Consider the following 12,294-nt stretch of genomic DNA (forward strand, 5'->3'; position numbering starts at 1 on the left):
AAGGTCTAATTTAAGTATTCAATATTAAGTTTGTTATCAACTAAACAAAGTTTAGCTGCTTTGGCTAGAAATTCAGTAGGTATCTGATCACTCAACCAATACTCGCCTGCAATGGACACTAGCTCTGCTTGCAAATGAGTACAATAAATCTGGCTTTCCATATCACCAGAGGCACCAGCAAGGGCACGACCTCTCATAACGCCATAGATATGAATATTACCATCTGCTAATAATTCTGCACCTGCACTAACATTACTTGTGACGATGAGATCACTATTTGGCGCATAAATACGCTGACCTGAACGAACAGGAGTATTGATAATACGGGTTTTGCGATAAGCAGATTCGATAGGAGCAGGTTGCGGGGCAATATCAGATTTCGCAAAAGAGACGTCATCTGTTGAAGGTTCTGGCGCTTTTTTGCTTTTACCTTCAATAAGCACTGGCAAGCCCGCTTCATTGATCTTTTGTCTTAACAGTGGATCAGTACAACCACTGACGCCCACAATTCGAAGACCAGCAGAGACAATCGCTTTGTGAATACTGTACATATCCGCGTGGTGAGTTAATTCTGCAACATTAATAACAACTGGGGCATTTTTAAGAAAATCAGGAGCCTGATTGACCTTGTCTTGCAGCGCTTTTTTGATGAGTTTAGGCTCTTCACTGTGTAAGTGAATGACTGAAAGAGTAAAACTGCTGCCTTTAAGTTCTATTGGCGATTGTGGCATCTATCTAGACTCAGCAAATTAAAATTTCCGAAACAATCCTCGGGTGAAGATACTCAGTAAAACAATAGCATGTTATAGTTACTGCATACTTCAAGCAAGCTTACGAACCAAGAAAAAGAGTTAAATATAATGATTTGTGCAATTTATAGAAGCCCGAACCGTGATCAAACTTATTTATATGTCGAAAAGAAAGATGACTTTTCACGCGTTCCAGAAGAACTCCTCAAGCAATTTGGCAAACCACAGTTTTCAATGTTAATTTCATTGGATAAACGTGAAAAGCTAGCAAATGCGGACATTGAGCGAGTTCGAGCTGACCTCCAAGACATTGGTTACTACTTGCAATTCCCACCTCCGGTTGAAAATTTACTTTCTGAGTATCGCGAATTAAACGACTAAGATAATTTAGGATGATCCTTAAAAAGCCATTATCGTCAGGAGGATAAAAATGAAGCCAACGTTATTATATACATTAGTCGCTGGTGTGCTTTTAGCAAGTTGTAGTGCTCCACAGACTCAAAAAGCTGCAACTCAAGCAAACGAAACTCGAATTCTGACAACGGCACAAGAAGCTGCGATTGAGAAAGAAGTTATCGCGCTAGATAAAGCTTTTCCAATTGAGCAACGTGAACCTTCACAATTCCCCGCTTATGTGGAATTGCTGAAACAACATGCTGTGGCTCAAGGTATCAAACAATCTACGATTGATCGTGGCTTTGCTAACATTTATTTCCTTGAACGTGTCGTAAAAGCGGATAAAGGGCAACCTGAAAAACGCGCAACAGTGACATTAGCCAGCTATTTAAAAAATGTCTTACCACAATCTCGTATTAATGCGGGTGTTGAAAAGTACTATGAAAACCAAGCTGTATTAAACGCAATTAGCCAAAAATATGGCGTGCCGCCGCAATACATTGTCTCTTTATGGGGACTCGAAAGTGGTTTTGGTCGTTCACAAGGTAAAGAAGATGTGATTTCAGCACTTGCCACACTCTCTTTTGAAGGGCGTCGTGAAGCACTGTTTAGTAAGCAATTATTAGCCGCACTGGAAATCATGGATAAAGGCTATATCCCAGAAGATCAGCAACTGAAAGGTTCATGGGCTGGAGCGATGGGGCAGAGCCAATTTATGCCAACTTCTTATTTATCCTATGCCGCAGATGGTGATGGTGACGGTAAAATGGACATTTGGAATAACAAAGCCGATGTCTTTGCTTCAGTTGCCAATTATTTATCCACCGAAGGGTGGCAATCTGCATTACCATGGGGCTATCAAGTTTCACTACCTGCTGATTTTAACCGTAGTTTAGAAGGGGTTAAAACGGAACAAGGGAAAACCGTTCAGGAGTGGGAAAAATTAGGGGTGAAATTACCTGCATTTTCTCAACTTTCGCCCGATGTGAAAACATGGGTGGTTATTCCTGATGACCCTGAAGGTCGAACATTCTTAGTGACCCAAAACTTCCGCACGATTATGCATTGGAATCGTTCATATTATTTCGCATTAAGTGTTTGTATGATGGCGGATGGCATCGCTGCAAAAATACAATAACGATAATAGGAGTTACCGACATGTATCAACATCGCGACTGGCAAGGCGCTTTATTAGACTTCCCTGCCAATAAAGTAGTTTGTGTGGGCAGTAACTATGCCAAACATATTAAAGAAATGGGTTCAGCATTACCTGAGGAGCCTGTCTTATTTATTAAACCGGAAACTGCCCTGTGTGATGTCAACCAGCCAATTGTTATTCCTAAAGAATTAGGCTCGGTTCACCACGAAGTTGAGATGGCGATTTTGATCGGTATGCCTCTTAAAAATGCGGATGAAGATAGGGTTGCTCGTGCAATTGCCGGTTATGCGGTAGCACTTGATTTGACCTTAAGAGACTTACAGGCAAAGTTTAAGAAAGTAGGGCAGCCATGGGAAAAAAGCAAAGCTTTTGATGGTTCATGCCCGATTTCTGGATTTATTCCCGTCGGTGGTACCAGTGACCTGCAAAATATGTCACTGAGTTTAGAAATCAACGGCGAGGTTCGTCAGTCTGGCTCAACCCGTGATATGATCACTCCAGTTTTACCGCTAATTAGCTATATGTCCCGTTTCTTTACCCTGCGTCCTGGGGACGTTATTTTAACTGGAACACCGGAAGGTGTGGGGCCATTGGCTTCTGGGGATATGTTAAAGCTAACGATTAATGATAATTCACTGACCACTAGAGTCATTTAAGTATAGGATTTTGCAGTATTATGTCTCAGTTTTTCTGGCAGGTTAAAACCTTAGATGAAATGACCGATGAAGAGTGGGAGTCTCTCTGTGATGGATGTGGGCAATGCTGCTTGCATAAATTAATGGATGAGGACACCGATGAGATCTATTTCACTAATGTGGCTTGCAACCAGTTAAATATTAAAACCTGTCAGTGCAGACATTATGCAGATCGTTTCAAATATGAAGCGGATTGCATAAAACTGACTCGGGATAATCTGGAAACATTTGCTTGGTTACCAAGTACCTGCGCATACCGCTTGTTAATGGAAGGAAAACCGCTTCCTGCATGGCATCCATTGAAAACCGGTTCAAAAGCTGCAATGCATAATGAAGGTATCTCAGTTCGCCATATCGCAGTACGAGAAATTGATGTGGTAGAGTGGGAAGATCATATTATGAACCGACCAAACGCCAGATAATGCATCATTAATGGACTTTTCTAAAAAACCGCTTCATTTATATGGAGCGTTTTTTTTATCCTGCGCCTTTAACTAGATTCAAAGCCCTCAATTCGATGAAAAACGACAAATCGAATAAAGAACCATCAGTTTTGCCCGCCTGTCAAAATCTTTTGTTATAAATAAGAAATTTGTATTTTGAGGAGCTTATTAAAATAAATTACTCAAAAACGAGAACAAATTTGGCTTATATTTAGCAATGTTCAAATGTTAAATATTTTTTAATAAAAAAGTAGAGTGATATTTAAATAATATTTGGTCAGCCTAATTAACACACGTGATGATTTTAAGTAATATTCAGTAGGATGTTGAAATAATATACTTTTTCTGTCTTATTGTGCTCAAATATCTTATTGTCATTGAAGAACTAATCTAATGAGTCAATGTTATCTAAATAGAATTATGATTAACGTTATTATCACGTTAGTTCACTGAAAAGATGAGTAGAATAGGTAGTACTAAAATCGATCAGCACTTAGCTTTAAATGCTTTTTTATTCAAAATGAAGACATAAGGTAAATCAATAACGCATAAAATGCATTTTTAGGAATATTCCTAATATGCATTTTTTAGGTAATTTTTATAAATTTGGTCGAATTGTTATTTTTGAAAAATAACCTTATATATCATTGAATTACGCAAATGTGTCAAATTTTGATGCAGATTAAGTTTTTGGCTAAAAAGTACCACTTATTTAGTATTGTTAGATCAGAAATGATTATTTCCGCTTACATAGCCTCATACCTTGATACTCTTAATAAGATTAAATTGTCAAAGCCTTATTATATGACAGGAGCATTATCTTGCGGTATTTATGATTTTTTATCATAAATATTTTCCTTGCCTCTTTACCGCGTTTTTTCTATTCCCTCTATGATAGTGTTAGTCACTAAGAAATTGTTGTTATATAAATTTTTACTTCAACCTAAGGCGCAATAAAGTTATAGATAATTCTTTTACTCTCATTTGGAATTAATTGGGTATTAGAATAATAATTCGATATTTAATTTTATTTATTGGCAAATGTTTCAATATGAACACCGAGTAATTACATAAGAATAATTTATCAATTACGTGTTTTTAACACGTATAGGGTGAATTCATTTTGTAATTAAAAGAATAGAAAAAGTGTCTAAATGTAAATAAAAATACAAAATTTAACTTATATCGCAAATTTAAAATATCCACAAAAATCTCATATATCTTATAAAAACAAATTTAAATGTTATACATTTAAGTATGTGGCTTGTAATTATCTAATTCACCCTCTAAATATGACTTATTAAGTGTGATTAATATATTGACTATTTCGATTGATAGATCATTTGCAATAGGTCACACCTATCAAATTGTTAAGAAGCTAAGGTAAAAACGATTTAATGACACATAAGTTTTTATGTATTCTTTGCTTCGAATTAGTGGTCATACAACTTGTTGGTCAAAAACAGATATCACTGAGCTATTGCTTATGTGCGCATTACGGTGATCCGTTGAAGCTCTAAATATGCTGACTTCTGGCTGTATTTTAATACGGTCGGACTCTGTTTTTGCTGTTACCCAAGAATGAATAAAAGACCTCTTAATAATTTGTATAAGCAATAAATAAAAAACTCATCTTAGGAATTGAAAATGAAAAAAGTTTTACTGACTGCTATCGCAGCAACAGTTCTTGGTTTCACAACAGCAAATGCAGCAACTTCCGTTGGCGGTGGCCAAGTTAACTTTAACGGTAAAGTAATGGATGTTTCTTGTAACGTTTCCGTTGATGGTCAAGGCAGCGATGCAACTGTGTATTTAGCACCTGTTTCTTTACAAGAAGTTAAAAACGGCGGCGCTAACACTATTTTAAAACCAAAAACTTTTGCTATCGAAATCAGTGATTGTGCACAAAGCGGCAAACCTGTTACTGATACTGCAGGTTTAGGTGTGCGTTGGACTGGTGGTAACTTAGCCGCTAATACTAACGGTAGCCTAGCTAACACCGTTGTTAACGGCGCTAAAAACATCCAATTAGCACTGTCTACTGATGGCGAAAAAACCACTAAAATTTTCCCAGGTCAAGCAAGCCAACCAAAAGCAATTGGTGAGAAAAACGGTAGCAATACCCGTTTCACTTACTATGTTGGTTACTCTACAGCAACTCCTGACACTGTAAGCGCGGGGGAAATCCAAAGCTACGCGACTTACGAAATTACTTATAACTAATTTTTCAGTCAGTTTTTATCGGCATTTTCGATAAAAGCATGAGTTAGTAAGCGGTGGGTTAACTGCCGCTTTTTGTTTTGAGGCCCACATGAAAGCCATTCTATTTAGTCTTTGCTTACTGTCTAGTGTGACAGCATTTGCAAATAACATCATCGTTAACGGTACTCGTTTTGTTTATCCTAGCGATGAAAAAGAAATCACTATCCAATTAAATAATACGGCTGACCGTCCTGCTATGGCTCAAACATGGCTTGATACAGGTGATGCATCTGAAACACCTGATACCATTAAAACGCCATTTCAACTCACGCCGCCGATTTCCCGAATTGAAGCAAAAGGTGGGCAAACCATCCGCATTAAGCTGATGGATAAATCCGCCTTACCGCAAGACAGAGAATCCTTATGGTGGCTGAATCTATTAGATATTCCACCAATGGTCAAAAATAAAGCAGAAGAAAATCAAAATGTGCTGCAATTGGCTATTCGTTCTCGTTTTAAATTTTTCTATCGCCCATCAGGCCTAGGTAGTCGCGAGCTTGCTCCTGAACAACTCGTTGTTAAAGCAGATGGCAGCAAACTTAATATCGGCAACCCGTCACCATACTTTATTACTATTACAAAAATTTCTACTGATGGTTCTAACGGATTGAATAATGAAACAATTTTTTTAGAGCCTAAAAGCCAGTCGACGGTGACGCTCAAGCGTGCACTGACGTCAGGAACTAAGATTATTATTAACAATATCAATGATTACGGCTCAGATGTAGCGGTAAAAACTACCGTTAAATAGGATTTAGAATGAAGCAGAGAGAGTTAAAAAATAAATATACAAACTTACTCTCAGTGACAGGTTTAGTCACAGTCTGTGCTTTACCTTCGTTTTATGCTTGGAGTGAAGAAGATACCACGTATGAATTTAACAGCGGTTTCATTATAGGTAGTCAAGAAAACGTTGATTTTGACAGATTTAATACGACAGGGATCGGCCCAGGAAAATATTCCGTTGATGTGTATACCAATGGGAGTTGGAAAGGGCGATACGACCTTGATTTCGTCGCAAAAGAAAATGGACAGTTAGGAACTTGCTATACCCCAGCTCTGTTATCTGACTTGGGTATTAATATCGAAAAATTTGCACCGACGGCAAAACCCGATAGTCAAGAGTGCCTTTTTTTAACTCAGTGGAATAGTGACCCTGATGTTAGCGACACATTTCATTCATCAACGTTACGAGTTGATATTTCTGTTCCTCAAATTTATGAGCAGAAATCATCTCGTGGCTATGTCTCTGAACAATTCTGGGAGACAGGGATCCCTGCATTGAATTTGGGCTATATGAGTAACTATTATGATAGTCACTCAAACGGTAACAATAATGCGAGTGCTTATCTCGGATTAAATGCAGGGTTAAGTTATGACGGTTGGTTATTAAAGCATATTGGAAATTTAAATTGGCAACGTAAAGAGGGTGCTAATTGGCACAGTAACCAAACCTATTTACAACGTCCTATTGTTGGATTGAAGTCTAAAGCAACCGCTGGTCAGTTTTATACTGATGGGGATATGTTTGACAGTATCAGTTTATTAGGGGCTAAAATTGCCACTGACGATACGATGTATCCTGATAGCATGAGTTCTTTTGTACCTGAAATTCGTGGTGTTGCACAAAGCAATGCCCTTGTTACCGTCAAACAAAACGATGTCGTTATTTATCAAACCTCAGTTTCCCCAGGGCCATTTAACCTCAATGATGTATACCCATCTGGTTATGGCAATGACCTTGTCGTAACTATCAAAGAGGCCGATGGAAGTGAGTCTTCATTTAGTGTGCCTTATACGTCGATGGCGCAGTTACTACGTCCCGGTTATACCCGTTATCAACTGTCCGGCGGTAAATCAGATGCTAAAGGTATCAGTAACCAGCCGTTCATTATGCAAGGTACTTTGCAGCACGGTTTAAATAACACTTTTACACTGTATGGTGGTGTCACTGCATTTGATGATTATCAGGCTTATTTGTTAGGTGCGGGAGTGAATACAGTCATTGGTGCGGTTGCCGTGGATGTTACTCAATCAAGAACTGTATTCAATCAAAAAACGGATATGGGGCAAAGCTACCGGTTTACTTTCAACAAGTTATTTTCTGATACTGACACAAACCTTGTGCTAGCGGCATACCGTTATTCAACAGAAGATTATTATAGTCTTTCTAATGCGCTTTACACGATTGATGCAGATAAGAAAGGAATAGATAGCTCATTAGGGCGCGAGAAAAACGGTTTTAGCTACACAATTAACCAAAATTTACCGTACGACTTAGGAAGCTTCTATTTCACTGGGCGTATTTCAAGTTATTGGAACCGTAGCGGTATCGAAAAACAGTATCAATTAAATTACAACAATCAATTTGAACGCTTTTCGTATGGCATCTCATTTATGCGAGTTTATTCAGATAATACGCAAAGAACGCAAGATGACCGTGTGAGTTTAAATGTGAATTTCCCGCTCTATTTCGGGGATCGTAATTACGCTGCCATTACCTCAAACACCATCTTTAATAATGATAAATTTGGTTCTTCACAAGTGGGTGTTAATGGATCATTTGATACAGAAAATAATTGGACTTATGGTTTAAATACGTCGATTGAAGAACACGGTAATAGTAACTTTGCACTGAACACGGGATACCAAACTTCAGTCGTGAATACGAATGCGAACTACAGCCAAGGTAATGGTTATCGCCAATATGGTGCTTCAGCTAATGGATCAATGGTGGTGCATGCTGGTGGAGTCACATTCTCGCCAAATACCTCTTCAACGATTGCATTAATAGAAGCGAAAGGCGCGGAAGGGGCTTCTATCATGGGGTCACAGAATACCAAAATTGATAGCCATGGGTATGCGTTGGCTCCTTATGTTCGTCCTTATCGTATTAATAATGTCGACATTGACCCGAAAGGTAGCCCAGAAGACATCGTGTTTAACAGCACCACAGCGCAAGTTGTACCGTATGAGGGTAGTGTTGTAAAAGTTGTTTTTGATACGAAAGTTGAGAAAAATGCGGTGTATAGCGTCGTTCGACCAAACAATAAAGCGCTGCCATTTGGTGCCAATGTTTTGGACCCACAAGGGAATTACATTGGTGTTGTAGGGCAAGGTGGTACCGTTTTTATCAGTAATAATGAATCTAAACTTGCGACAGTAAAGTGGGAAGGCGGCGAGTGCTCGTTCCCATTAACGGCGGAAAACAGTCAGGAGAGTCTATGTCAATGATCAAAAAATGGCGCTGGCTAATTGGTGCTGGTGTTCTCCTTACTACTCAGTATGCATTAGCTTTCGGATATGCAGATGTTTGTTATCGCAAGAATGTAAGACCAATAGATCTCAATATGACTTTAGGCAATGTTGTTGTTGATCCAAACCTTCCTGTTGGAGGGGTTATTATGAGAAAACAATGGCCTATGCGTACTAATGGCTATCAATCGTATTTAACATGCTATGGAACGAATGCGCTTCAAGCTGAAGTGGTGATGGGCGGCCTGCGTCATTTAGGTGATGGCGTTTATCAATCCAGTATCCCAGGGATAGGAATGAAATTTGAACGAGGTGGAAACCAAGTCAATATTCTCTATCCCGGTACTCATACGATTTACGGCGGGCGAAATGGTGTAAGCGTATACCTTGAAAACTCAACGTTCACATTAACGTTGATAAAAACTGCACGAAAAACAGGTTCTGGCACAATTGCCAATGGGCAGTACACTGAATATGGTTACAAGCATAATACGGATCCGCTAATTCGGACGTATCTACAAGGAAATGCAATCACCATTGTATCGCCATCTTGCTTAATCAATGGTGGACGAGAACAGAATGTGACACTCGCGCCGATAAAACGTAATCAATTGACCGCTTATCAAGCACCTGTGGGAGAGATTGATTTTGATATTACCATGGAGTGTAACGGTGGAATTACCTCTTCAGGCTTAACTACATTTAATATTGATTTTCGTGGAAACGCTTCGGCTAGTGATGTTAATGGTGTACTAAGAAATGAAGAAGCTGGAACTAATGGTGCAAAGGGTGTTGGTATTCAAGTGATAGAGAGAAATAGTAAAGCACCATTAAGTTTTACTCGTAGTTATAAAGTAGGTACCGTAGTGAATAATCAAGATGATTTGTTAATTTTTCCTTTAACAGCTCGATATTTTCCTTATGAAAGAGCGATTTCGGCAGGTGATGTTCGGTCGCATTTGGTTTTCAATGTAACCTACGATTAAAAAGCACATTAATTTTCTATAATGAATCGCATATTTTTAATAAAAAACATGCGATTTTTTTATTTTTAAATTAATGCTGGCCAGTGGTGTGAGGTCGGATGTTTTATTATATATAATATGCAATTTTAATTTTGCAAAAGAAATAAATACCCAGGAGGCTAATTTTAATCAATAAAGATTAATTATTACATTATCCTTAACTGGGTACTTTTAGATAATCAAAAAAAGATTATTATGCGTGATGTTTAGATGGAATAATTACACTTTCTGCTGCGTATTGTAATTCTCTATTCGGAATATCGAATGAATGGTCATCGTTATTATTAATTTCACTTTTATAACCGTTAAAAAACCATTCGATTGGGCACATTAAAATTTCAGCAATATCAAGCAGATGGTCGATCGGGATCTTGTTGACTCCATTTTCATACCGCGATATTTGCTGCTGACTTAAATGTAACTTATTGGCTAGATTTGCACCTGACAAGCCTAGCTCTTTTCTCCGGTTTTTTATTCTAAGACCAATGACACTATGAATGTCCATATGACATGCTCAACTTATTATTAAGGTTATTATCAGTCGTTTTCACTATATATTATATTAAATTACAAGCTGGTTTAAAAGCTAATAATTAAATTTAACGTCAAATTAAAGTGTTTAAATTTCAATGATAGTCTTTCATTTAACGATAGTAATATTCAAAAGTTTGAGGCTTGTTGCTGTAATGCCATTTTGAATATTCTGAATTGAAATAACAATAAGAATATCCCGCTAGAATTAAGCGGTTAAACCTGTCTATTTAATAAAATCGACATCTTCTTATTTGTAATCTAATTGTTTAATATATTGATTGGTTTGGTTAAATTGTTCCATTTTGGAACTTTTTTTGTTGGTTAGGAGATATTCTATATTTCCCATCTCCTTAAAAATTATTTATTTTGAATATAAATGAAAATATAAATTAATGAATTTAAAATACAATGTCGTGATTTATTTGTGAATTAAAATTTAATTTGTATTTTGTTTTATTTGATTTTTATAATTAAATATAACTAAATCCATTATATGAAATAATAAAAAAGAAATTTCTTTAACGCTACACTAAGTATAAAGATCAAGTATACTTGAGTTAACTTAATTTGCTTTATCACTGAGTGTGCGAGGGTAACATGAAACTGTATATCTATGATCATTGTCCATTTTGTGTTCGTGCCAGAATGATTTTTGGTTTAAAAAAAGTTGCGGTAGAAGAAGTTATTTTGTTGGATAACGATATCGAAACCCCAACACGTATGATAGGACGCAAAATGGTACCTATTCTAGAGAAAGAAGATGGTAGCTATTTACCTGAGAGTTTAGATATTGTGCGTTATGTTGACCAATTAAGTGAACCCCGTTTAGCTGCAGGAGAAATTAGCCCTGAAATTGATAGCTGGTATAAAGCAGTTTCTTCGACGGTATCTAAATTAGTGACACCACGTTTTACTGAATCTGAATTTCCTGAGATAGCGACAGAGGCGGCTAAAACCGCATATATCCAGCGTGTTAGCAAGTTTCATGGGGATAATTTATCCGTACTGCGTAAAGAAACGCACACGCTGTTGATTGAGTTAGAGCCGCATATGGATCTATTAGATGTATGGCTAGAAAAGCGTAACAAAGCACTTGTGGATATTAACGATTTTATTATTTTCCCTGTGCTGCGCAGCTTAAGTATTGTGAAAGAAATAGGTTTTAGCACCACAATTCATGACTATATGGATCGCACATCAAAAGCGACGGGAATTAATTTGTTATTCAGCCAAGCTAAGTAGCTTTTAACGGATAGCAATAGAATAAGATAAAAAAACCGCCAGATTAAAAATGGCGGTTTTTTATTTTGTAATAAAGGCAGAATTACTGCATATAATCACTCAAGGTATAAACAAGTTTATAATGCCCTTGTGTCAACGTTAAATGATCTTTGGTTAATGTTACTGTTGCACCATTTGTTAACATACGGTTAATTAAGGTATCCCATCGTGAAAGATCCTCATCTACGCACTCTAATTCTGTTTTACTTAATGTTTTAACTTTCAATGTTGCATTATTAATTGCGCCCATTCCGTTAAAGTCATTACACATAGAGGCAGAGACAAACAATTTTTCACCGAATGAAATGGACGGCGCGGTCTGTTTTTTGGCAATGCGCTGACCATCCACTTCAGTTAAGACAAAATTATGATGCATCAGCTGTTGCTCAAGGGATTGCTGACTGCTACCTGCCTTTACTTGATGGGTTTGGCAAGCTGCAAGTAACAAACCAAAGAGAGTGAGCGGGATCAATCTTTTCATGATGCAAGATCCTG

Annotated in this window: 12 protein-coding genes; 9 read left to right on the forward strand and 3 right to left on the reverse strand. The window is 37.5% G+C overall.

Translation table 11 applies throughout. The features are described from left to right. Positions 1-5: 5 nt before the first annotated feature. On the reverse strand, positions 6-731 hold the full coding sequence (minC, locus tag GKR48_RS02610) for a septum site-determining protein MinC (RefSeq protein WP_154626774.1): 726 nt from the start codon (positions 729-731) through the stop codon (positions 6-8). 129 nt (positions 732-860) lie between these two features. Here minC and GKR48_RS02615 point away from each other — a divergent pair, with 129 nt between their 5' ends. The 8 genes from GKR48_RS02615 (at position 861) to GKR48_RS02650 (ending at position 9,945) form a co-directional block, all read left to right on the forward strand. Then, the gene (locus tag GKR48_RS02615; protein ID WP_154626776.1) at positions 861-1,130 is read left to right on the forward strand and encodes a YcgL domain-containing protein; all 270 of its coding nucleotides are present in this window, start codon (positions 861-863) and stop codon (positions 1,128-1,130) included. A 49-nt stretch (positions 1,131-1,179) separates the two neighbouring features. Beyond that, positions 1,180-2,283 carry a lytic murein transglycosylase gene (locus GKR48_RS02620; RefSeq protein ID WP_154626779.1) on the forward strand — a complete coding sequence of 368 codons (1,104 nt, stop codon included), beginning with the start codon at positions 1,180-1,182 and terminating at the stop codon, positions 2,281-2,283. A gap of 20 nt (positions 2,284-2,303) precedes the next feature. Beyond that, entirely contained in the window at positions 2,304-2,960 is a 657-nt protein-coding gene (locus GKR48_RS02625) for a fumarylacetoacetate hydrolase family protein (protein ID WP_154626782.1), read from the forward strand. Positions 2,961-2,977: 17 nt separating this feature from the next. Further along, positions 2,978-3,421, forward strand: a complete 444-nt coding sequence (locus GKR48_RS02630; RefSeq protein WP_224061158.1) for a YcgN family cysteine cluster protein — start codon at positions 2,978-2,980, stop codon at positions 3,419-3,421. 1,668 nt (positions 3,422-5,089) lie between these two features. Beyond that, complete coding sequence (locus GKR48_RS02635) at positions 5,090-5,665, forward strand: fimbrial protein (protein WP_154626787.1); 576 nt, start codon at positions 5,090-5,092, stop codon at positions 5,663-5,665. A gap of 88 nt (positions 5,666-5,753) precedes the next feature. Continuing rightward, a complete protein-coding gene (locus tag GKR48_RS02640; protein ID WP_132495887.1) occupies positions 5,754-6,455 on the forward strand; it encodes a fimbrial biogenesis chaperone in 702 nt (233 codons plus the stop codon). 8 nt (positions 6,456-6,463) lie between these two features. Then, entirely contained in the window at positions 6,464-8,938 is a 2,475-nt protein-coding gene (locus tag GKR48_RS02645) for a fimbria/pilus outer membrane usher protein (RefSeq protein WP_154626789.1), read from the forward strand. Continuing rightward, positions 8,929-9,945, forward strand: a complete 1,017-nt coding sequence (locus GKR48_RS02650; protein WP_154626792.1) for a fimbrial protein — start codon at positions 8,929-8,931, stop codon at positions 9,943-9,945. The genes GKR48_RS02645 and GKR48_RS02650 overlap by 10 nt, the downstream gene beginning before the upstream one ends. 232 nt (positions 9,946-10,177) lie before the next feature. On the opposite strand, the gene GKR48_RS02655 is transcribed toward GKR48_RS02650, so the two are convergent. Further along, positions 10,178-10,489, reverse strand: a complete 312-nt coding sequence (locus GKR48_RS02655) for a helix-turn-helix domain-containing protein (protein WP_132495890.1) — start codon at positions 10,487-10,489, stop codon at positions 10,178-10,180. 626 nt (positions 10,490-11,115) lie between these two features. Here GKR48_RS02655 and grxB point away from each other — a divergent pair. Then, positions 11,116-11,760, forward strand: coding sequence for a glutaredoxin 2 (grxB, locus tag GKR48_RS02660; protein WP_154626795.1), 645 nt, complete (start codon positions 11,116-11,118; stop codon positions 11,758-11,760). 82 nt (positions 11,761-11,842) lie between these two features. Here the strand turns inward: grxB and GKR48_RS02665 are convergent, their stop codons facing one another. Beyond that, complete coding sequence (locus GKR48_RS02665; protein ID WP_154626799.1) at positions 11,843-12,280, reverse strand: META domain-containing protein; 438 nt, start codon at positions 12,278-12,280, stop codon at positions 11,843-11,845. Positions 12,281-12,294: the final 14 nt, after the last annotated feature.

This window comes from Providencia sp. wls1943 (genome assembly GCF_009706275.1).
Taxonomy (GTDB): Bacteria; Pseudomonadota; Gammaproteobacteria; order Enterobacterales; family Enterobacteriaceae; genus Providencia; species Providencia zhijiangensis.